21 protein-coding genes are annotated in these 18,907 nt (G+C 70.6%); 13 read left to right on the top strand and 8 right to left on the bottom strand.

What is annotated here, in order from left to right:
- Nucleotides 1-79: 79 nt before the first annotated feature.
- Complete coding sequence (locus PUR53_RS13420; protein WP_329898339.1) at nt 80-709, top strand: CGNR zinc finger domain-containing protein; 630 nt, start codon at nt 80-82, stop codon at nt 707-709.
- On the opposite strand, the gene sodX is transcribed toward PUR53_RS13420, so the two are convergent.
- A complete protein-coding gene (sodX, locus tag PUR53_RS13415; RefSeq protein ID WP_329898338.1) occupies nt 613-1,047 on the bottom strand; it encodes a nickel-type superoxide dismutase maturation protease in 435 nt (144 codons plus the stop codon). The two genes, PUR53_RS13420 and sodX, sit on opposite strands and share 97 nt — an antisense overlap.
- Nucleotides 1,048-1,203: 156 nt before the next feature.
- Between sodX and sodN the strand changes: the two genes are divergently transcribed.
- Nucleotides 1,204-1,599: a superoxide dismutase, Ni gene (gene sodN, locus PUR53_RS13410; RefSeq protein WP_045558998.1), complete on the top strand. Its 396-nt coding sequence runs from the start codon at nt 1,204-1,206 to the stop codon at nt 1,597-1,599.
- 111 nt (nt 1,600-1,710) lie between these two features.
- Here sodN and PUR53_RS13405 read toward each other — a convergent pair whose 3' ends face one another.
- On the bottom strand, nt 1,711-3,066 hold the full coding sequence (locus PUR53_RS13405; protein ID WP_329908415.1) for a mucin-1: 1,356 nt from the start codon (nt 3,064-3,066) through the stop codon (nt 1,711-1,713).
- Between the two features lie 183 nt (nt 3,067-3,249).
- Between PUR53_RS13405 and PUR53_RS13400 the strand changes: the two genes are divergently transcribed.
- The 7 genes from PUR53_RS13400 (at nt 3,250) to PUR53_RS13370 (ending at nt 9,580) form a co-directional block, all read left to right on the top strand.
- Nucleotides 3,250-4,272: a LacI family DNA-binding transcriptional regulator gene (locus tag PUR53_RS13400; RefSeq protein WP_329908414.1), complete on the top strand. Its 1,023-nt coding sequence runs from the start codon at nt 3,250-3,252 to the stop codon at nt 4,270-4,272.
- Nucleotides 4,273-4,340: 68 nt separating this feature from the next.
- Nucleotides 4,341-5,696, top strand: coding sequence for an ABC transporter substrate-binding protein (locus tag PUR53_RS13395; RefSeq protein WP_329898335.1), 1,356 nt, complete (start codon nt 4,341-4,343; stop codon nt 5,694-5,696).
- Nucleotides 5,697-5,822: 126 nt separating this feature from the next.
- Complete coding sequence (locus tag PUR53_RS13390) at nt 5,823-6,809, top strand: carbohydrate ABC transporter permease (RefSeq protein WP_329898334.1); 987 nt, start codon at nt 5,823-5,825, stop codon at nt 6,807-6,809.
- A gap of 2 nt (nt 6,810-6,811) precedes the next feature.
- Nucleotides 6,812-7,702, top strand: coding sequence for a carbohydrate ABC transporter permease (locus PUR53_RS13385; protein WP_443078172.1), 891 nt, complete (start codon nt 6,812-6,814; stop codon nt 7,700-7,702).
- Between the two features lie 50 nt (nt 7,703-7,752).
- Complete coding sequence (locus tag PUR53_RS13380; RefSeq protein ID WP_329898333.1) at nt 7,753-8,178, top strand: helix-turn-helix transcriptional regulator; 426 nt, start codon at nt 7,753-7,755, stop codon at nt 8,176-8,178.
- 44 nt (nt 8,179-8,222) lie between these two features.
- Nucleotides 8,223-8,678 (top strand): VOC family protein, encoded by a 456-nt coding sequence (locus tag PUR53_RS13375; RefSeq protein WP_329898332.1) that lies wholly within the window; start codon nt 8,223-8,225, stop codon nt 8,676-8,678.
- A 152-nt stretch (nt 8,679-8,830) separates the two neighbouring features.
- The gene (locus tag PUR53_RS13370) at nt 8,831-9,580 is read left to right on the top strand and encodes a VOC family protein (protein ID WP_329908413.1); all 750 of its coding nucleotides are present in this window, start codon (nt 8,831-8,833) and stop codon (nt 9,578-9,580) included.
- A gap of 125 nt (nt 9,581-9,705) precedes the next feature.
- Here PUR53_RS13370 and PUR53_RS13365 read toward each other — a convergent pair whose 3' ends face one another.
- The 3 genes from PUR53_RS13365 to PUR53_RS13355 all read right to left on the bottom strand — a co-directional run bounded on the left by PUR53_RS13365 (nt 9,706) and on the right by PUR53_RS13355 (nt 11,234).
- Entirely contained in the window at nt 9,706-10,119 is a 414-nt protein-coding gene (locus PUR53_RS13365; protein ID WP_329908412.1) for a YciI family protein, read from the bottom strand.
- 58 nt (nt 10,120-10,177) lie between these two features.
- Nucleotides 10,178-10,555 (bottom strand): hypothetical protein, encoded by a 378-nt coding sequence (locus tag PUR53_RS13360; RefSeq protein ID WP_329898483.1) that lies wholly within the window; start codon nt 10,553-10,555, stop codon nt 10,178-10,180.
- A gap of 94 nt (nt 10,556-10,649) precedes the next feature.
- The gene (locus tag PUR53_RS13355; RefSeq protein ID WP_329908411.1) at nt 10,650-11,234 is read right to left on the bottom strand and encodes a dihydrofolate reductase family protein; all 585 of its coding nucleotides are present in this window, start codon (nt 11,232-11,234) and stop codon (nt 10,650-10,652) included.
- A 140-nt stretch (nt 11,235-11,374) separates the two neighbouring features.
- On the opposite strand from PUR53_RS13355, the gene PUR53_RS13350 reads away from it, so the two are divergent.
- Nucleotides 11,375-11,959, top strand: coding sequence for a TetR/AcrR family transcriptional regulator (locus tag PUR53_RS13350; RefSeq protein ID WP_329898329.1), 585 nt, complete (start codon nt 11,375-11,377; stop codon nt 11,957-11,959).
- 134 nt (nt 11,960-12,093) lie between these two features.
- Here the strand turns inward: PUR53_RS13350 and PUR53_RS13345 are convergent, their stop codons facing one another.
- Both PUR53_RS13345 and PUR53_RS13340 read right to left on the bottom strand, forming a co-directional pair.
- Entirely contained in the window at nt 12,094-13,347 is a 1,254-nt protein-coding gene (locus PUR53_RS13345) for a family 2 encapsulin nanocompartment cargo protein polyprenyl transferase (RefSeq protein WP_329908410.1), read from the bottom strand.
- 111 nt (nt 13,348-13,458) lie between these two features.
- Nucleotides 13,459-14,865 (bottom strand): family 2B encapsulin nanocompartment shell protein, encoded by a 1,407-nt coding sequence (locus PUR53_RS13340; RefSeq protein WP_329898327.1) that lies wholly within the window; start codon nt 14,863-14,865, stop codon nt 13,459-13,461.
- A gap of 301 nt (nt 14,866-15,166) precedes the next feature.
- Here PUR53_RS13340 and PUR53_RS13335 point away from each other — a divergent pair, with 301 nt between their 5' ends.
- Nucleotides 15,167-15,757: an N-acetylmuramoyl-L-alanine amidase gene (locus PUR53_RS13335; RefSeq protein ID WP_329898326.1), complete on the top strand. Its 591-nt coding sequence runs from the start codon at nt 15,167-15,169 to the stop codon at nt 15,755-15,757.
- Between the two features lie 93 nt (nt 15,758-15,850).
- The gene (locus tag PUR53_RS13330; protein WP_329908439.1) at nt 15,851-16,822 is read left to right on the top strand and encodes a 1-aminocyclopropane-1-carboxylate deaminase/D-cysteine desulfhydrase; all 972 of its coding nucleotides are present in this window, start codon (nt 15,851-15,853) and stop codon (nt 16,820-16,822) included.
- Here PUR53_RS13330 and PUR53_RS13325 read toward each other — a convergent pair.
- Complete coding sequence (locus tag PUR53_RS13325) at nt 16,819-18,414, bottom strand: Na+/H+ antiporter (RefSeq protein ID WP_329908409.1); 1,596 nt, start codon at nt 18,412-18,414, stop codon at nt 16,819-16,821. The two genes, PUR53_RS13330 and PUR53_RS13325, sit on opposite strands and share 4 nt — an antisense overlap.
- A 59-nt stretch (nt 18,415-18,473) precedes the next feature.
- On the opposite strand from PUR53_RS13325, the gene PUR53_RS13320 reads away from it, so the two are divergent.
- Nucleotides 18,474-18,734, top strand: a complete 261-nt coding sequence (locus tag PUR53_RS13320) for a UBP-type zinc finger domain-containing protein (protein WP_329898324.1) — start codon at nt 18,474-18,476, stop codon at nt 18,732-18,734.
- Nucleotides 18,735-18,907: the final 173 nt, after the last annotated feature.

Raw genomic sequence — 18,907 nt, 5'->3', positions numbered from 1 at the left:
CTACGTAATACCCTGTAAGTACGAGCAGCCATTACTTGACCCGCACGACGACATTAGAGCGCCCCCGTAAGGACTACAAGTGGAACTGGCCCATTACTCGGATTACGCCGTACGCCTCGTCAACACCGAGGAGCCGGCCCGGGGTAAGGACACGCTCACCTCGGTCGAGGCCGTCCGCGATCTCTTCGGGCCCAGCCGGCAGGCGGCGCGGCGGGCGACGGACGCCGACGTCACCCGGTTCCGGTCGGTGCGGGCCCGGCTGCGCTCGGTCTTCGAGGCGGCGAACGACGGCGACGAGACCCTCGCGGTGGACCTGCTGAACTCGTTGCTGCTCGAATTCCCGGTGAACCCGCAGATCTCGGGGCACGACTTCCGGGACGACGACGGGAGCCCGCTGTGGCACATGCACCTGGCGGACCACCCCTCCAACGCGACGGCGGGCTATGCCGCCATCGCCGCGATGGGCCTGGCCTTCCACCTCACCGAGTACGGCGTGGACCGGCTCGGCCTGTGCGAGGCCGCACCCTGCCGCAACGCCTACCTCGACACCTCCACCAACCGCTCCCGGCGCTACTGCTCGGACCGCTGCGCGACCCGCGCCAACGTGGCGGCCTACCGGGCCCGCAAGCGCCTGGAGGCGGACCGGTCGCCGAACACGGGCCGGGCCGCCGAGAACGCCCAGCGGGCGAGCGCGAACGGCGAACGCTGACCGTCGGGCCTGGGCCGGTACCGGAACCGCACCTTCCCCAGCACCAGTTCGTCGGGGACGACCCCGTAGTCCGTGCTGTCCCCGCCCGCGTACACGTTGTCCCCGAGCACCCACCAACCGCCGTCGCGCCGCTCGGCGATCCGTTTCACGACGAGCAGGTCCTGCTGGAAGGGGTGGCGCAGCACGAGCACGTCACCGACCCCCAGGCGTGCCCCGTAGTGAACGAGCAGCTGGTCCCCGTGGCGCAGGGTGGGAACCATGGACGGCCCCGTGACCTCGGCCACCCCGAAGGGCAGGAGGGCCCTGCCCCGCTCGCTCTCCAGCGACGGCTCCTGCATCACCCGGCACCTCCCCGGTCCGTTCCTCTCCAGTGCTCCACCAGTCCCAGTCTGACCCCGGACTTTTGTCCTAAGCCCATGGGGGCACTCGCGAAAACCTCTCTCGCAGGGAGTAATCTCCCACCTGAGAAGACGATCACGAGGAAGGAATGCTCCATGCTTTCCCGCCTGTTTGCCCCCAAGGTCAAGGTCAGCGCCCACTGCGACCTGCCCTGCGGTGTGTACGACCCGGCCCAGGCCCGCATCGAGGCGGAGTCGGTGAAGGCCGTGCAGGAGAAGATGGCCGCCAACGACGACGCGCACTTCCAGGCTCGCGCGACCGTCATCAAGGAGCAGCGCGCCGAGCTCGCCAAGCACCATGTGTCGGTCCTCTGGAGCGACTACTTCAAGCCCCCGCACTTCGAGAAGTACCCGGAGCTGCACCAGCTGGTCAACGACACCCTCAAGGCCCTCTCGGCCGCCAAGGGCTCGACCGACCCGGCGACGGGCCAGAAGGCTCTGGACTACATCGCCCAGATCGACAAGATCTTCTGGGAGACCAAGAAGGCCTGACCCCGGCCTCTCTCGTCCGCACCCGGTCCGCATACCGCCGTCCCGAACGACGGTGTGACGGGCCGGGTGCGGTCGTGTTCGGGGCCTGTACGGGCCGTCGCCCGGCCGGGGTCAGGGGGTCGGATCAGGGCCGGGCCAGATCGCGGACGCGTCGTCGCGGTCGGGGTTCGGGAGGCGGAGGGGGCGGACGGGGACGGGGGCGGTGTGGTCGTCGGTGGTGACCGTCCAGGGGGCGGGGCGGCCGGAGTAGCAGAGGGCGGTCAGGGCGAAGACGCCGTCCGCGTAGACCTCGACGTACTCGCCGACCGTCAGGATGCGCAGTGACGTGGGGGGTTCGCGCAGGACCGTCTCGGCGAACGGGGCGCCGGCGGGGCCCGTGACGCGGACGTTCTTGCCGTCGCAGGTGACCGTGAGGGCGGGGCGGGCGGGGTCGGCCGCCTCGGTGCGCAGGGCGACTTCGACGGGGCGGTCGCCGAGGGCGATGTCGCCGACCGCGTGGAGAGCGGGGGCGGTCGTCGGATCGCCGAGCCAGGCGTCGAGGCCGGGCCACCAGGCCAGGTGCGGGGGCGAATCCGCCCCCACGACCAGGGACTTGGGCTGGGCGAGCATGCCCCGGCAGGGGTCGCCGGCGTCGGTGAGGCCGACCCGGCGGGGGGTCGTGTGCAGGACGACTCGGGCGCCGTCGGGGTCGGCTATGACGCGGGGGGCGTACGCCCCGGTGGGGCCGAGTTGGCCGTGCCGCGTCCATGGGCCGCGCAGGCGGGGGGCCGTCCACGCGTCGAAGCCGCGCGTCGCGCCGATGGAGCCGAGGAGGAGCCAGGTGCCGTCGTCGAGGCGTTCCAGGACCGGGCACTCCAACTCGTCCACGTCGCCCGGGGAGATCAACGGCGGGTGGACCGTCCACTGTTCGAGGTCCGGGGAGGTGGCCCAGGCCACGCAGCCGCTGACCTCCACGGGGAGCGAGGCGTCGCTCGCGCAGATCACCATGACCCAGCCCTCGCCCTCGTCGTCGCGTACGACGAAGGGGTCCCGCCAGCCCATGCGGTCGGCGGTGCGGTACCAGCGGGGGTCGGCCTCGACGACCGGTCCGGTGCCGTGGCGCCGCCAGCCCGTGCCGTCCGTGCGGTCGGAGTGGGCGAGGCCGACGGACTGGAGGGGCCAGCCCTCCGGCGTCAGCCCGCTCACCCCGGTGTAGAACATCGCGCTCCCCGTGCCGTGGCGGACGGGGTGCATCGTCCACACCGCCTGCTGGTCGAAGCGGCCGGGCAGACCGTTGCCGAAGGCGGTGCCCTCGGGCCGCCAGCCGACCAGGTCGACCGAGGTGGCCCGACCGTAGGAGGTCTCCATCCGCAGATGGTCGAACTCGGCGGTCCAGGGCCCCTGGAGATGCAGCACCGTGTAGGTGCCGTCGTCCTCGCGGAGCAGGGCGAAGTCGTTCACGCAGAGGCCGGGCGGGGCGTATCGCATGCGCAGCAGTCCTGTCGGCTCGTAGCGCCCAAACGCGTGCGCTGACCATGGATCGGATCGGTATCGCTTGAGAATCAGCGCAAGTAAAACTGAACGCAAACGCTTGCGCAACAGGGAGGCCGGGTTTACGGTCACGTCACCCCCAGACACACACCGACGTGAACCCGACGGGAGAAATCCGCCGTGACGGTCAGCATCACCGATGTCGCCCGCGCCGCCGGCGTCTCGGCGTCCACCGTGTCCCGCGCGCTGCGGGGCAGGCCGGGCGTCTCGGACGAGGTGCGCACCCAGATCGCGGCCGTCGCCGCACAACTCGGCTACACCGCGTCCCGTTCCGCGTCCAGCCTCGCCAGTGGGCGCACGTACACGATCGGGGTCGTCGCCCCGTACATCGGCCGCTGGTTCTTCGGGACCGTGCTGGACGCCGCCGAGCAGGTGTTCAGCGCCGCCGGGTACGACGTGCTGCTCTACAACCTGGGTTCGGCAGAGGCGCGCAAGCGGTTCTTCACCAAGCTCCCGGTGCGCAAGCGGGTCGACGCGGTGCTGTCGCTGCTCATCCCCGACGAGGACGAGTCCGCCGCGCTGCGTTCCCTCGGGGTGCCGCTGGCCTCCACGGTCGGCGGCGCCCGGCCGGGCTTCACGGTGGTCGGCATCGACGACCGGGCGGGCGCGGAGAGCGCCGTACGGCATCTGGTGAACCTCGGCCACCGCCGGATCGGCATGATCTCCGGGGCCAGCGGGCCGCTGCACTGGACCACCCCCGTCGACCGTCGCGCCGCCTATCTGCACGTCCTCGCCGAGGCCGGGATCGAGCACGATCCGGCGCTGGTGGCGGACGGCGACTACACGGTGGACGGCGGCGAGCGGGCGATGACCGAGCTGCTGGCCGCGTCCCGGCCGCCGACCGCCGTGTTCGCCCAGTCCGACGAGATGGCGATGGGGGCATTGCGCGCGCTCAGACGGCATCGGCTCCGGGTGCCGGAGGACGTGTCCGTGGTCGGCTTCGACGATCACGAACTCGCCGATGTGGTCGGGCTGACCACCGTCGCCCAGCCGGTCGCCGGGCAGGGCGCGGAGGCCGCCCGGCTGCTGCTGCGGCAACTGGACGAGCCGGACATCGAACAGCCGCCCGGCCGGGTGGAGATGCCCATCCGGCTCGTCCTGCGCGAGACGACGGCGCCGCCTCGCCCGCGCGGGCCCCAGTGACTTCCCCTACGCCCCCACCTCCCGAATCCCCCGCCCTCGCACCCTCACCCCGCACGGAGGCACACACCATGAACCCGACCACCAGCTCGACCAGCAGAAGGTTCCGCCGCACCGCCCGCACGGGACTGGCCCTGGTCCTCCCCCTGGCGGCACTGGCCGCCTGCGGCGGGGGCGGTGGGGGCGACACGTCCGCCGAGGCCGGCAGCGGCGAGGGGACGATCAGCGTCTGGGCCCACCAGGGTCAGAAGAGCGAGTCGGAGGCGCTGCAGAACGCGGTGAAGTCGTTCAACTCCTCGCAGAAGAAGGTCAAGGTCGAGCTGAAGCTGATACCGGAGACCGACTACACCAAGACGATCACCGCGACGGACGCGGGCGAACTGCCGGACGTGATGGAGTTCGACGGCCCGACGATGGCGAACTTCGTCTACAACAAGAAGCTCGCCCCGATCGACGACCACGTCTCCGCCAAGACGCTCGCCAACGCCACCGACGCGAGCAAGGCGCAGGGCGAGATCGACGGCAAGCACTACGGCCTCGGCATGTTCGACTCCGGGCTCGGCATGTACGGCAGCAAGAAGCTGCTGGACGCGGCCGGGGTGACGTACCCGAAGGGCCTGGACGACGCCTGGACCGCGCAGGAGTTCGACGCCGCGCTCAAGGCGCTCAAGGCGAAGGACTCCGACGGCAAGGTCATCGACCTCCAGGAGGGCAACGGCTACGCCAACGAGTGGGGGACCTACGGCTTCGCCCCGATCGTCTGGTCGGCCGGCGGCGCCCTGCTCAAGGACGGCAAGGCGGAGGGCGCCCTCGACACCCCCGCCGTGGTGTCGGCCATGAAGACCTTCCAGTCCTGGAAGGCCGTGACGGACGCCAACACCGACGGCAATGCCTTCGCCAAGGGCCGGGTCGCCCTGAGCTGGGTCGGGCACTGGATGTACCCCGCCTACAGCGAGGCGCTCGGTGACGACCTGGTCGTGCTGCCGCTGCCCGACTTCGGCGACGGCCCGAAGACCGGCCAGGGCTCATGGTCCTGGGGTGTCGGCGCGAACAGCGAGAACGCCAAGGCCGCGGGCACCTTCCTGGACTTCCTGCTCGACGACACCAACGTCGGCGCCATGACGAAGGCCAACGGTGCTCCGCCGGCCACCAAGTCCGCCCTCGCGGCGAGCCCCCTCTACCAGCAGGGCGGCCCGCTCCAGCTCTTCGCCGACCAGCTCGCCAAGCCCTGCGGCGACCGTGAGATCAGCACGTCGTGTGTCGCCGTCACCCGTCCGGTGACCGCCGGATACCCCGTGGTGACCGCGAAGTTCAGCGAGGCCGTCAACTCGATCTACGGGGGCGCCGACCCGAAGGAGGCCCTGGCGAAGGCCGCCCGCGCCATCGACCGGGACTTCTCGGACAACGCCGGCTACGAGATCCCGTAGCGACGCGCCCCGTCGGCCGCATCGCACCCATCGGTCCAGTCGAAGTCAACGGGTTCAGCCGAACCCATCGGCCGGGGCGGGCGCGCACTCCGTGTCCGTCCGCCCCTCCGGGAAGAGGACCCCTCCGTGAAAACCGTGGAACCCGCGCCCGCGGCGGCCCCAGGCCGGCAGCAGGCCTCACCCCCCGGCGCGCCGGCACGACGGCCGTCACGCCGCGACCGCGCATGGCTGCACGGACTGCTCATGTCCGCCCCCGCCGTCGCCGGACTGATCGCCTTCGTCGGCATCCCCTTCTGCTACGCCGTCGTGCTCTCCTTCTACAACGTGCGCCTCGGCTCCCCGCTGGAGCCCACGTTCTTCGGCGTCGAGCAGTACCGGCGGCTGTTCACCGACCCCGACCTCTCCGGCCCCTTCCTGCGGGCGCTGCTCAACAACCTGACCTTCGCCGTGGTCGTCGTCCCCCTCCAGACCGGCCTCGCGCTGGGCCTGGCGATCCTGCTGAACCGCAAGCTGAAGGCGATCGGGATCTTCCGGTCGGTGTTCTTCATGCCGGTGGTCTTCCCGATGGCCCTGGTCGCGGTGATCTGGCGGCTGATCCTCGCCCGCAGCGACCAGGGCATGCTCAACTCGGCGCTGGACGCGGTGAGCCTCGGCAACTGGGGCGCGTTCGACTGGCTCGGCGACGGTCTGACCGCGATGGCCTCGATCATCGTCCTGTCCGTCTGGCAGGGCGTGGGTTTCCAGATGGTCATCCTGCTCGCCGGGCTCCAGCAGATCCCGGGCGAGCTCTACGAGGCCGCCCAGCTCGACCGGGCCACGCCCTGGCAGCAGTTCCGGCACGTGACTCTGCCCGGCATCCGCTCCACGCTCGTCTTCGTCGTGATGCTCACCTCGGTGCTGTCCTTCCGCGTCTTCGACCAGGTGTATGTCCTGGTCAAGGGCGGTGGGCTCGACGAGGACGCGGCCCGCACGGTGATGTACCAGGCCGTCACCACCGCCTTCGACCAGAACAACATCGGCCAGGCGTCCGCGATCACCGTCGTGTTCTTCCTGATCGTCGTCGTCCTGACCCTGATCCAGCGCCGCGTCGTCCGGCCCGACAACGAGGACTGAGCATGACCACGACCACGAGCACGCACACGGGTGTGGGCGGGAGCGCGGGTGGCGGCCTGTCCCGGGGACCGCTGCGCCGCTTCCTCGACTACGCCGTCCTCTCGGTCCTGGCGTTCGTCTTCGCGCTGCCCGTCCTCTATCTCCTCCTCGGCAGCCTCAAGCCGTCCGACGAGGTCCTGAACGGGCTGTCCGGCTTCCTCCCCACCCATCTCTCCTTCGACAACTACTCCGCCGTCCTCGACAGCCTGAACTCCGACAGCACGGGCCACTTCTGGCAGTTCATGGGCGTCTCGCTGCTGCTGGCGTTCGTGGTGGTGACCGGCGGTCTGTTCGTCAACTCGATGGCGGCGTACGGGCTCTCGCGGCTGAGGTGGCGGGGCCGGGAGGCCGTCTTCACCCTGGTGCTGCTGCTGATGCTGGTGCCGTTCGAGTCGGTGGCCGTGCCGCTGTTCTACATGTTCAACGACCAGCGGAACACGCTCTTCATCCAGGCGCTCCCCTTCGTCGCCAACGCCTTCTCGGTCTACCAGTTCCACACGTTCTTCCGCTCGATCCCGCCGAGCATCGAGGAGGCGGCCCGGCTCGATGGCGCCGGCCCGTGGCGCACCTTCTTCGCGATCATCGTCCCGATGTCGAAGCCGGCCTTCGCCTCGGTCGCCATCCTGACCTTCCTCACCCAGTGGGGTTCGTTCCTCTGGCCGGTGCTGATGGTCTCCGACCCGTCGGTACGTCCGCTGCCGCTGGAGATGAGCGTCTTCCAGGGGCAGCAGCCCCCGGACTGGGGCCAGATCCTCGCCTTCGGCGTCCTCCTCGTCCTGCCCGTGCTGATCGTCTTCGCCTTCTTCCAGCGATGGTTCGTCCAGGGGGTGGCCAGCTCGGCGGTGAAGGGGTGACGGGGTGAAGGAGCGACGGGGTTGTCAGTGGTGGGTGCGATGCTGTGGGAATGAACCGGGACGATCTGGTGCGGCTGCGGCGGGCGCGCGACCGCATGGACCGCGAGTACGCCGAGCCGCTGGACGTGACCGCGCTCGCCCGCACCGCGCTGATGTCCCCCGGACACTTCCAGCGCAGCTTCCGCGCGGCGTTCGGCGAGACTCCGTACGGCTATCTCATGACCCGCCGGATAGAGCGCGCCAAGGCGTTGCTGCGCCGCGGCGACCTCACGGTGACCGAGGTGTGCATGGCCGTGGGGTGTACGTCGCTGGGCTCCTTCAGCTCCCGCTTCACGGAGCTCGTCGGCGAGACACCGAGCGCCTATCGGGCCCGCTCGCACGAGGAGGGCGCTGCCATCCCCGCGTGCGTGGCGAAGCGTCTGACCCGACCGACCCGACACCGCATACGCACGGCGGAACCGGGCGACCCGTCCTAGGTCGCGCCCGGACGGGACTGTGCGGACCGACCTAGTGTGAGGACATGGCTACGAACGATCCGAACACCGCGCCCGGCCGCCCCGCCCCGGACGTGAAGCTCGCCCAGTGCTTCCTCGCCGTGGACGACCATGACAAGGCGCTCGCCTTCTACCGGGACGTCCTGGGCATGGAGGTCCGCGGGGATGTGGGCTTCGAGGGCATGCGCTGGGTCACCGTGGGCTCCCCGCTCCAGCCGGACGTGGAGATCGTCCTGGAGCCGCCCGCCGCCGACCCCGACATCTCCCCCGCCGACCGCGAGACCATCGCCACCCTCCTCGCCAAGGGCGTCCTGCGTGGCGTCAACTTCACCACCTCCGACTGCGACGCCCTCTACGCCCGCGTCGAAGCCTCCGGCGCCGACGTGCTCCAAGCCCCCACGGACCAGCCGTACGGCGTCCGCGACTGCGCGTTCCGCGACCCGGCGGGCAACATGCTGCGCTTCATGCAGCGCCGGGACTGATCATCCGGGTACCGCCGCAGCGGCCCGGCCCCACGGAAACGGCGTTGCGCTGAACGGGACGGCAAGGGACCGTACGAGTCGTTCAGCCGTGGGGGCTGGACCGTACGACGAGGGGCGGCGCTGTGGGTGGAGTGGGCGAGACGGGTGGGCCGATGTCCGGTGGGCCGATTCGGTGGACCTACGCGTTCGTCGACCGGCCGACGGCCTCGTTCGAGCGGGCCTGCGCCTTCTGGACGGCGGTCACGGCGACGCGGCTGTCCGCGCCACGGGGCGATCAGGGCGAGTTCGTCACCCTGCTGCCGGAGAACGGCGACGCGTGCGTGAAGGCGCAGGGGGTCGGGTCGGGCGACGGCGGCGCTCACCTGGATCTCGTGGTCGAGAACGTCCGCTCGCTCGTCGACCGGGCGGTCCGGCTCGGCGCGGAGGTCGTCGCCCCGCACGACGACTGGGCGGTGCTGCGCTCACCCGCCGGGCAGCTCTTCTGCGTGGTGCCGTGGCAGGGAGAGACCAAGCGGCCGCCCGTGGTCGACGGGAGCCGGCTGGACCAGGTGTGCCTCGACGTGCCACCGGCCGCCTTCGCAGGGGAGGTCACCTTCTGGGCGACCCTGACGGGGTGGGACTCCCGTCCGGGTTCCCGCCCGGAGTTCCACGTACTGCGACCGCCGGCCGGTCTCCCTCTCCGCATCCTCCTCCAGCGCCTCGACACCCCACGGCCGGCCTCCGCCCACCTCGACTTCGCCTGCGCCGACATCGACGCCACGCGAGCCCACCACGAATCCCTCGGCGCGACGTGCGTGTCACGCCACCCCCACTGGACCGTGATGCGCGACCCGGCGGGCGCCACGTACTGCCTGACGGGCCGGTCCCCGGAGACAGGCGGGCTGCCCCTGACGGCGGGCTGAGGCCGGGGCTCCGGGAGGAGGACAGGTGAGCCGGACGGGCCGACCGTCCGAGACATGCGCCGACCGTCCAAGACACGCACCGGCCGTCCAAGACACGCACCGGGCCGTCCGAGACACCCGCCGGCTCAGATGTCCTCCGCCCCTTCCAGCACCGGGCGGATGACCACCGGATACTCCTTGATCCCCTCGGGGCCGGGGCACTGGGCGACGCGGGCCGCGATCTCCGTGACCCGGTCCAGGTCGGCGCAGTCCAGGAGCCAGTAGCCGGCGAGCAGTTCAGCCGTGTCGGGGTACGGCCCGTCCCTGACCACCGGTTTGCCGTCAACGTCCGCCGTGACGAACCGGGTGCTCGCCGGCTCGGCCAGCCCCTGCCCGTCGATCATCTCCCCGGTCTCGGTGAGGTCGTCGTTGATGGCGCTCATATAGGCGTACATGGCCCGCAACTGCTCCTGCGTCCAGGCCGGAGAGTGCTCGGATGCCTTGCCCCGCATGCCCTCGTAGTCCGCCTGCGTGCCCAGGACCATCATCAGGAACTTCATGAGTCCGCTCCTTCGTCCGCCACCCGCCTGAGCGAGGGCCGAGCCCGGTCCGACCCGGTCAGGCCTTCTCCTCGGTCCTCGCCTCGGCCGGAGCCGGCTCCGTCACCTCGGGCGACTCGACCACCGCCTCGGCCTCGCCCGGGGGTGCCTCATGACCGGGGTGACCACCGTGACCTGCATGGGCGGCATCGGCGACATGGGCGGTACGACTGCCGTGACCGCTCCGCGCACCATGGCTCCCGTGCGTCCGCCGGGCCACCGCCCGGGGCTTCTCCGCGGCGGCCTCGACGGCCTCGTCGACGTACGCCGCACACTCGTGATTCCTGCACGGACCCGGACTCCATACGGGTACCCACGCGCCCAGCGTCTTGTGTCGCCGTACGACCGTGGCCACAGGCTGTCCGCAGACCGAGCAGACATGCTCGTCGATGCCCATGCCCTCAGGGTAGGACCGACTCCGTCGGTGCGCTCCCTGCCGTACACCGACAATCTCCGCCGCTTGAACGGACGCTCGGCAGGGCACTCGGCGCTCAGCGCTTCCTGCTGTACTTCCGCACGACGACCCCGTTGTCGAAGCCGCGCACCTCGTCGAGCGTGAACTCGGTGAGGGCGAATCCGGAGCCGAACATCGGCATGCCGCTGCCCTGCACGACCGGATACGTCTTGATGATCAGCTCGTCGATCTCGTTCACGAGCTCTCCCGCGATCACCGAGCCGCCGCAGAGGTAGATCCCGAGATCGCCGTCCTCCGCCTTGAGTTCGCGGACCTTCCCGACCAGGTCGTCGGAGATGATCTCGACGTTCGGGTCGGGCGACGCCTTCAGCGTGCGCGAGGCGACGTACTCGCGCAGATGGGCGTACGGGCTGGTGATGCCCTCCTTCAGCGCCACGTCGTAGCTGGCACGGCCCTGGATGATCGTGTCGTAGTCCTTGTTGGGCAGACCGTCGATGCCGATGAGCCGACGGACATGGACCGGGTTGGTGTCCGGGTACTCCGCGATGACGTACTCGGCGTACTCACCCACGACGTAGGGATACATGTACGACGCGTCACCGCTCGGGTCTCCGATGAACCCGTCGATCGAACACGCGATGAAGTACGTGAGCTTGCGCAAATCGGTCTCTTCTCCTCGTCGGACAGACAAGTCGCGTCAGAGCCGGCGGCAGCCATCCGACGCCGCATCCCCCGCAACCACGTCAGTTATAGTACTTCAGTCGTAGTGGTTGCAAGGGAATTACACACTCAGGAGCCCGGATGGTCAGGAACCCCGAGCGCAGAGGCGCTCTGTTGGACGCGGCGGTGGCGGTGTTGGCACGGGAGGGAGCACGCGGACTGACGTTCCGCGCGGTGGACGCCGAGGCCGCCGTCCCGGTGGGCACCGCGTCGAACTACTTCGCCGACCGCGACGCCCTGCTCCACCAGATCGACGCTCGGCTGAAGGAACGCCTGGTCCCCGACCCGGCCGTGGTCGAGGAACTGCTCGCCTCGCCGAAGGACCGGACCCTGGTCGAGGCCTTCATGCGTGATCTGCTGGCGCGCGTCACCGGGGACCGCACCGGCTACCTCGCCCACCTCGAACTACGCCTCGAAGCCACCCGCCGCCCGGCCCTGTACGCCTCGTACACCGAGTCGGTGCGCGGCGAGCTGGACTTCGGCATGCGGTTCCACCGCGAGGCGGGCCTTCCCGGCGGCGACGAGACCGTCATGGTGCTCTACCTGGCCATGCAGGGCCTCCTGCTCGAACACCTGACCTTGCCGGACGTCCTCGACGGCGCCCTTCCCGGGGTCACCGCCCCCGAGGGCCTGATGGAACGCGTCGTGCGGACGATCGTCCCGTGAACAAGAACCGGCGGGCCCCGCACACCGTGGGGATGTGCGGGACCCGCCGACCACCCGAAGGCGGCAGCGCCGTACGGGGTCAGGTCCGCACGGCGCGACACCTCCGGAGCATCAACCGCCCCTCGAACCCCACCTCAGCTGCTGCGGCGCGTCACGAACTCGGCGAGGGCGAGCAGCCCGCCGGCCGACTCCGGGTCCGGGACCGCGCGAGAGAGTTCGTGCATGGCCCTGGCCATGCGATCGGCGGCCTGGCTCTGCGCCCAGTCGCGTCCACCGGCCCGCTCCACGGCCGAGGCCGTGCGCTCCAGGTCCCCCTCCGCGTAGGGCAGTCCGTACAGCTCAGCGAGTTCGACGGCCTCGGGGGTGCCGGAGGCGAGCGCGGCGACCACCGGGAGGGACTTCTTGCGCACCATGAGGTCCGCTCCGGCCGGCTTGCCGGTGTGGCTCGGGTCGCCCCAGATCCCGATCACGTCGTCGATGAGCTGGAAGGCCAGCCCGGCCTCCCGTCCGAACGCGTCGAGAGCCTCGACGTCCTCCTCACCGGCGCCCGCGTACAACGCGCCCACCGCGCAGGCGCAGCCGAGCAGCGCACCCGTCTTGGCCTCGGCCATGACGTGCACCTCGTCGAGAGTGACCTCCTCCGGCCGGCGCCCCTCCATCTCGGTGTCGGTGTGCTGGCCCGCGCACAGTTCGACGACACAGGTCGCGAGGCGGGCGGAGGCGGCGGCCGACGCCGGATGCGGGTCCTCGGCCAGTAGTCGCTGGGCCAGGGCCTGGAGCGCGTCCCCGGCCAGGATCGCGTCGGGAATCCCGAACACCGTCCACGCGGTGGCCCGGTGTCTGCGCGTGGTGTCCCGGTCCATCACGTCGTCGTGCAGCAGCGTGAAGTTGTGCACCAGCTCCACCGCCGCGGCTGCCCGCACGGCGGCGGACTCGCGCCCGCCGAGCGCGGAGACCGCGGCCAGGACCAGCGCCGGGCGTATCGCCTTGCCGGCGTTCCCCGTGACCGGGGTGCCGTCCGCGTCCTCCCAGCCGAAGTGGTAGCGCGCGACGCGGCGCATCGAACCGGGTAACGACCCGACGGCCCGGCGCAGTTCGGGATCGACCGACCTCCGCGCCCGATCCAGGATCCCCGCCGCCTCGTGTCCTTCGAGTCCGCTCGCCGCGCCGGCCGGGCCGACCGACCCGCCGACGTCGGCACTCAAGCCCAAACCCAAGCCCAAACCCGCACCCGCACCCGCACCCGCACCCGCACCGAGTTCGGTCTTCTCCGGTTCCGCGTCCCCTCCCGGCTCCAGAACTCCCCTCCGCTTCCGCTCGACGACCGCCGCCGGCCTCGGGACCCCGCCGACGGGGCTCCGCTCGGTCTCCGTCACGAACTCACCCATGGGGTCGCCTCGTCGAGGCCGCGGACGGTGGCGGTTCCGCGGTGGGTGGGCGCGTGCTCGCGCCGTGCCCCCGCCCCGTCGGGCGGGGACACGGCGTCCGGTCGGACAGGGTCACCGCCAGCGGCCGATCTCGACGTTCTCCAGCACGCCGAGCGCGTCGGGGACCAGGACCGCGGCCGAGTAGTAGGCCGTCACGAGGTACTTGATGATCGCCTGTTCGTTGATGCCCATGAACCGCACGGACAGACTGGGCTCGATCTCGTCGGGGATGCTCGCGGCCCGCAGACCGATGACACCCTGGTCCTCCTCGCCGGTACGCATGGCGATGATCGACGTGGTCCTGGCCTCGGTCACCGGGATCTTGTTGCACGGGTAGATCGGCACACCGCGCCAGGTGGGGATGCGGTTGCCCGCGATGTCGACGGTCTCCGGGACCAGTCCGCGCTTGTTCAGTTCGCGGCCGAACGCAGAGATCGCGCGCGGGTGGGCGAGCAGCAACTTGGTGCCCCGGCGCCGGCAGAGCAGCTCGTCCAGGTCGTCCGGGCTGGGCACGCCGTCGTGCGGCTGGAGCCGCTGGTCGTACTCGCAGTTGTGGAGGAGGCCGAACTCCCGGTTGTTGATGAGCTCGTGCTCCTGGCGCTCCTTCAACGCCTCGACCGTCAGCCTGATCTGCTGCTCGGTCTGGTTCATCGGCTGGTTGTAGAGGTCGGCCACGCGCGTGTGGATGCGCAGAACGGTCTGGGCGACGCTGAGTTCGTACTCGCGCGGCGCGGCCTCGTAGTCGACGAAGGTGTGCGGGATGTCCGGCTCACCGCTGTGGCCGGCGGCGAGGTCGATCTCCTTCTCGCCGTACTTGTTGGTGCGCTGCGACGGGATCGAGCGCTGTTCCTGCAGGTGCTCGCTCAGGGTCTCGGCGCGCTCGGCGAGTTGCTCGACGGCCTGACGCGGCAGGACGAGCACCGTGCACGCGGTGACCGCGCGGGCCGTGTACTCCCAGATCGCGTCGGGGTCGAGCAGGGCCTGCTCGCCGAAGTAGGCGCCGTCGGCCAGTACGCCGAGGACCGCGTCGTCGCCGTAGGGGCCGGTGCCGATCTTCTCGACCTTGCCGTGCGCGAGCAGGAACACCTCTCCCGCCTGGCTGCCGAACTCGGCCAGCACGTCGCCGGGGGCGAACTCCCGCTGCTCGCACCGCTGGGCCAGCTCGCCCAGGACGTCGATGTCCTCGTAGGTCCGCAGGACCGGCAGTTCGCCCAGCTCCGCGGGGATGACGGCGACCCGGTCGCCGGTCTTCACAAAGGTGACGCGGCCGTCGCCGACCGCGTAGGTGAGCCGCCTGTTCACCCGGTACGTGCCGCCCTGCACGTTCACCCAGGGCAGGGTGCGCAGCAGCCAGCGCGAGCTGATCTCCTGCATCTGGGGCGTGGACTTGGTGGTGGTGGCCAGGTTCCGGGCAGCGGCCGTGCCGAGACTCTGCTGCGGCCTGTCCTGCTGCGAGCGAACCTCTTCGCCTACCGACATGCGGATTCCCCTCCGGGTATGCACTGACAGCACTGATCGCGGTCACCGATCTCGCGACCCACCCTTGCATCACGGAGCGTGCTGATGCTATTACCCGAAAGAGCGGGAATGGATCTTTGAAGACTGGGCATCTCCGCGGACTTTGTCGACCACGCGTGCGCCCGTCGCGGCCCTCCCCGAATCTGACCGGATCGACTCGTACGGCCCACAGTCGACTGGCCCCTGTCGGGAGTCAGGGGTACAAGCGTGCGTACGAGGCGGCCACGACCAGCGGCCGTCGCACGGCACGAAGGAGTCGGCCATGGCCCCACCCATGTCCGCGAGCAGGTTTCTCACCGTCCTCAGGAACGAGGGCGTCCGGGTCGTCGAGGTGGGCGACTGGGAACATCACAACCGCAACCACGTGGGCCCGTGGGGGCCCGTCCACGGCGTGATGATCCACCACACCGTCACCTCCGGCAGCGAACGCACCGTCCGGATCTGCCGCAACGGGTACTCGGGCCTGCCCGGCCCGTTGTGCCACGGTGTGATCACCAAGGACGGCCGGGTGCACCTCGTCGGCTACGGCCGGGCCAACCACGCCGGTCTGGGCGACGACGACGTGCTGCGGGCCGTGATCGCCGAGAAGGCGCTGCCCCTGGACAACGAGGCCAACACCGACGGCAACCGCCACTTCTACGGCTTCGAGTGCGAGAACCTCGGCAACGGCGAGGACCCCTGGCCGGAGGCACAGCTCGACGCCATCGAGCGGGTATCCGCCGCCGTCTGCCGCCACCACGGCTGGAACCAGCGGTCGGTCATCGGCCATCTCGAATGGCAGCCGGGGAAGATCGACCCCCGGGGCTTCACCATGGCCCACATGAGAGAGCGCGTACGGGACCGCCTGAAATAGGACCGACGGCGGGCGGGCCCGACGCCGACCGGTCATGTGTCCGACAATGGGCACGTGACCGGCCAGCCCTCCGCCCCGGACGACCCCACCGTCCTGGACAGTTCCTCCGCCCCCGACGACCTCACCGCCGCCCTGAATCCCCGGCTGCCGTCCCCTCTCCAGGAGGTCGCGGACGAGCGCTTCGCGCGCCACGGCCTCCGGCTGCTGCTCAAGCGCGACGACCTGATCCACCCGTGGCTCGTCGGCAACAAGTGGCGCAAACTGGCGCCGAACCTGCGCGCGGCGGCGGGCCGCCCGCTGCTCACCTTCGGCGGCGCCTACTCGAACCATCTGCGCGCCACGGCCGCCGCGGGCCGCCTCCTGGGCCTGCCCACCATCGGTGTGGTGCGCGGTCAGGAACTGGCCGACCGCCCCCTCAACCCGTCGCTGGCCCGCTGCACGGCGGACGGCATGCGGCTCCACTTCGTCGACAGGTCGATGTATCGCCGCAAGTCCGACCCGGCCACCCTGGCGGCCGTCCTCCGCGCAGCCGACGCGGAGGGCGCGTTCGTGGTCCCCGAGGGCGGCAGCAACTCCCTCGCCGTGCGCGGCTGCCAGGACCTCGGCGCGGAACTGCGTGACCGGGCCGATGTGGTGGCCCTCGCCTGCGGCACCGGCGGCACCCTCGCCGGACTGGCCGCGGGGCTGGCCCCCGACCAGCGCGCCCTCGGCATTCCGGTTCTCAAGGGTGGCTTCCTCGCCGAGGAGATACGACAGCTCCAGGACAGGGCGTTCGGTGCCCCGCGCGACAACTGGAGTCTCGACGACCGCTTCCACTTCGGCGGTTACGCTCGGACCTCGCCCGAACTGGACGCCTTCGCGGACGACTTCGAGATCCGCCACTCCCTCCCGGTGGAACGTCTCTATGTCGCCAAGTTGCTCTACGGACTTGTCGCCCTCGCGGCGGAGGGTGCCTTCCCGCGCGGGACGACGGTCGCCGCGGTGATCACCGGCCGCCCGTTCCCGGAGCACGCGGCCCAAAGCGATCCGCGCCGGACGGATCCGGGCCGAGCCGACCCGGCCTAGGAGGCCTCCCGGTAGACCGCCGCCTCCTCCAGGTCCAGCCTCCGCAGCAGCGTGCGCAGCATCTCGTCGTCGATGTACCTGCCGTCCCGGAGCTTGACGAAGACCGCGCGTTCGGCGCCGATCATCTCTCGGGAGAGGCGGCTGTAGGTGTCGTCGGCGCTCTCCCCGGTCACCGGATTCACGGCGCCGAGCCGCTCCCAGACGGCGTTGCGGCGCCGTTCGAGGACCGTGCGGAGGCGGTCGACGAGCGGGGGCGGCAGCTCGTTGCTCTCGTTCGCCAGGAGTTCGTCCAGCCGGGCCTCGGCCGCTCGGGACGCCTGGGCCTGGGCGTTGGCCTCGGCGAGGGTCTCGGCCTGCTGGTCGCGTCCCGGCAGCTTCAGGAAGCGGATCAGCGGCGGCAGGGTGAGCCCCTGGATGACGAGCGTCCCGATGACCGTCGTGAAGGTCAGGAAGAGGATCAGGTTCCGCTCGGGGAAGTCCTCCCCGCCGTGCACGGTGAGCGGGATCGAGAAGGCGATGGCCAGCGAGACGACGCCCCGCATGCCGGCCCAGGCGACGACGAACGGGCCCTTCCAGGTGGGGTCGGCCTCCCGTTCCCGGATGCGTCGCGACAATATGCGCGGCAGGAAGGTCGCCGGATAGACCCAGACGAACCGGGACGCCACGATCACGAGGAAGACGGCCACGGCGTACCAGGTGGCGCGGACCCCCTCGTACTCGCCGAGCCCTTCGAGGACGACCGGGAGCTGGAGTCCGATGAGGGCGAACACGGCGGATTCCAGCAGGAAGGCGACCATCTTCCAGACGGCCTCCTCCTGGAGACGGGTGGCGAAGTCGACCTGCCAGTTGCGGTGGCCCAGATAGAGGCCGACGACGACCACGGCGAGCACCCCGGAGGCGTGCACCCACTCGGCGAGCCCGTAGGCGACGAAGGGGATCAGCAGGGAGAGGGTGTTCTGCAGCAGCGCTTCCTCCAGGTGCGTGCGCAGCCAGTGGAGGGGCACCATCAGCAGCAGGCCCACCGCGACACCGCCGACCGCCGCCACCAGGAACTGCACGATCCCGCCGGTCCAGCTCGCGCCCTCGCCGACGGTGGCCGCGAGGGCCACCCGGTAGGCGGTGATCGCGGTCGCGTCGTTCACCAGGGACTCGCCCTGCAGGATCGTGGTGATCCGCGACGGCAGCCCCACCCGCCGGGCGATCGCCGTGGCCGCGACCGCGTCCGGTGGCGCCACCACCGCGCCGAGCACCAGCGCGGCGGTCAGCGGCATCCCCGGCACGATCAGGTACGCGGCCCAGCCCACGGCGAGGGTCGCGAACAGGACATAACCGACCGACAGCAGGGCCACGGGCCGCAGTTGGGCCCGCAGGTCGAGGTAGGAACTGTCGCGGGCGGCGGTGTACAGCAGCGGGGGCAGGATCAGCGGCAGGACGATCTCGGGGTCGAGTTCGTAGTGCGGCACCCCGGGCAGGTACGACACCACGAGCCCCACCGCGACCAGCAGCAGCGGGGCGGGCACCGGCGTACGCCGTGCGGCCCCGGCGACCGTCGCACTCCCTGCGACCAGCAACAGCAAGGGCAAAAAGTGCATCGCTTCCGCCGCCTTCGTTTCCGCGCGTGGTTCAGCGCGCCCGTCGTAACCTGGCAATCATGAAACAGTGCACGCACACGGACGCGCTGCCGCACCCCGAGCCCGATCCCCTGAGCGACACCTGCCCGGAGTGCCTGGCCGCGGGGACCCACCCGGTGCAGTTGCGGATGTGCCTGGAGTGCGGGCACGTGGGGTGCTGCGACTCCTCGCCGATGCGGCACGCCACCGAGCACCACAAGGAGAGCGGCCATCCCATCATGCGAACGTTCGAGGCCGGCGAGACCTGGCGCTGGTGCTTCGTGGACCATGTACTCGTTTGACGAACACGGCCGAGACGTCGTACGACGGAACCATGTCACCCCGTGACACGTCGACGTACTCGTGTGACACGGTTCGGCGGTCCGGCGCCTGGGTACGTCAATCCGGCGCGCGCTCTTCCTATTTGAGGCCCGCAGACCTCTAGCCACCGAGCGTATTCATAGGCTTACTATGA

The organism is Streptomyces sp. SP18BB07, assembly GCF_036322545.1.
Lineage (GTDB): Bacteria > Actinomycetota > Actinomycetes > Streptomycetales > Streptomycetaceae > Streptomyces > Streptomyces deccanensis.
The sequence above is the reverse complement of the archived record's forward strand: the minus strand, read 5'-3'. Positions and strand labels throughout refer to the sequence as shown.

What these genes read in the sequence shown, in the direction of transcription:
- sodX (WP_329898338.1), bottom strand. Translation starts at nt 1,047, where the DNA reads ATGCAGGAGCCGTCGCTGGAGAGCGAGCGGGGCAGGGCCCTCCTGCCC.
- sodN (WP_045558998.1), top strand. Translation starts at nt 1,204, where the DNA reads ATGCTTTCCCGCCTGTTTGCCCCCAAGGTCAAGGTCAGCGCCCACTGC.
- PUR53_RS13405 (WP_329908415.1), bottom strand. Translation starts at nt 3,066, where the DNA reads ATGCGATACGCCCCGCCCGGCCTCTGCGTGAACGACTTCGCCCTGCTC.
- PUR53_RS13395 (WP_329898335.1), top strand. Translation starts at nt 4,341, where the DNA reads ATGAACCCGACCACCAGCTCGACCAGCAGAAGGTTCCGCCGCACCGCC.
- PUR53_RS13385 (WP_443078172.1), top strand. Translation starts at nt 6,812, where the DNA reads ATGACCACGACCACGAGCACGCACACGGGTGTGGGCGGGAGCGCGGGT.
- PUR53_RS13380 (WP_329898333.1), top strand. Translation starts at nt 7,753, where the DNA reads ATGAACCGGGACGATCTGGTGCGGCTGCGGCGGGCGCGCGACCGCATG.
- PUR53_RS13375 (WP_329898332.1), top strand. Translation starts at nt 8,223, where the DNA reads ATGGCTACGAACGATCCGAACACCGCGCCCGGCCGCCCCGCCCCGGAC.
- PUR53_RS13370 (WP_329908413.1), top strand. Translation starts at nt 8,831, where the DNA reads ATGTCCGGTGGGCCGATTCGGTGGACCTACGCGTTCGTCGACCGGCCG.
- PUR53_RS13365 (WP_329908412.1), bottom strand. Translation starts at nt 10,119, where the DNA reads ATGAAGTTCCTGATGATGGTCCTGGGCACGCAGGCGGACTACGAGGGC.
- PUR53_RS13360 (WP_329898483.1), bottom strand. Translation starts at nt 10,555, where the DNA reads ATGGGCATCGACGAGCATGTCTGCTCGGTCTGCGGACAGCCTGTGGCC.
- PUR53_RS13350 (WP_329898329.1), top strand. Translation starts at nt 11,375, where the DNA reads ATGGTCAGGAACCCCGAGCGCAGAGGCGCTCTGTTGGACGCGGCGGTG.
- PUR53_RS13345 (WP_329908410.1), bottom strand. Translation starts at nt 13,347, where the DNA reads ATGGGTGAGTTCGTGACGGAGACCGAGCGGAGCCCCGTCGGCGGGGTC.
- PUR53_RS13340 (WP_329898327.1), bottom strand. Translation starts at nt 14,865, where the DNA reads ATGTCGGTAGGCGAAGAGGTTCGCTCGCAGCAGGACAGGCCGCAGCAG.
- PUR53_RS13335 (WP_329898326.1), top strand. Translation starts at nt 15,167, where the DNA reads ATGGCCCCACCCATGTCCGCGAGCAGGTTTCTCACCGTCCTCAGGAAC.
- PUR53_RS13325 (WP_329908409.1), bottom strand. Translation starts at nt 18,414, where the DNA reads ATGCACTTTTTGCCCTTGCTGTTGCTGGTCGCAGGGAGTGCGACGGTC.
- PUR53_RS13320 (WP_329898324.1), top strand. Translation starts at nt 18,474, where the DNA reads ATGAAACAGTGCACGCACACGGACGCGCTGCCGCACCCCGAGCCCGAT.